General features: G+C 71.3%; 1 pseudogene. It reads left to right on the top strand.

The features are described from left to right. Window positions 1–498 (top strand): annotated as a pseudogene (locus CCN29_RS35960) (N-acetylglutaminylglutamine amidotransferase); the annotation flags it as partial.

Genomic DNA, 498 nt, shown 5'->3' with positions numbered 1-498 from the left:
TCGCCCTCGGACACCGCCGGCTGAAGATCATCGACCTGTCGGAGTGCGGCGCCCAGCCCATGACCGACCCGGGCGCCCGCCTCACCGGCGTCTTCAACGGCTGCGTCTACAACTACCGTGAGCTGCGCGACGAACTGCACGCCCTCGGCCACCGCTTCTTCTCGCACTCCGACACCGAGGTGGTGCTCAAGGCGTACCAGCAGTGGGGCGCCGACTGCGTCGACCGGTTCCACGGCATGTTCGCCTTCGTGATCGTCGAGCAGGACACCGGACGCGTCGTCCTCGCCCGCGACCGGCTCGGCATCAAGCCGCTCTACCTCTCGGCCACCTCCGAGCGCCTGCGGTTCGCCTCCTCGCTGCCCGCCCTGCTGGCGGCCGGCGGCGTCGACACCTCCCTCGACCCCGTCGCCCTGCACCAGTACCTCAGCTGGCACGCGACCGTCGTCGCGCCCCGCACCGTCCTCAACGGCGTGCGCAAGCTGCCCCCGGCCACCGTGC

The sequence above is a fragment of the Streptomyces pseudogriseolus genome (assembly GCA_002154585.1).
Classification (GTDB): Bacteria; Actinomycetota; Actinomycetes; order Streptomycetales; family Streptomycetaceae; genus Streptomyces; species Streptomyces pseudogriseolus.
Note: the sequence above shows the minus strand (reverse complement) of the source record. Positions and strands in the feature narration are given on the sequence as shown.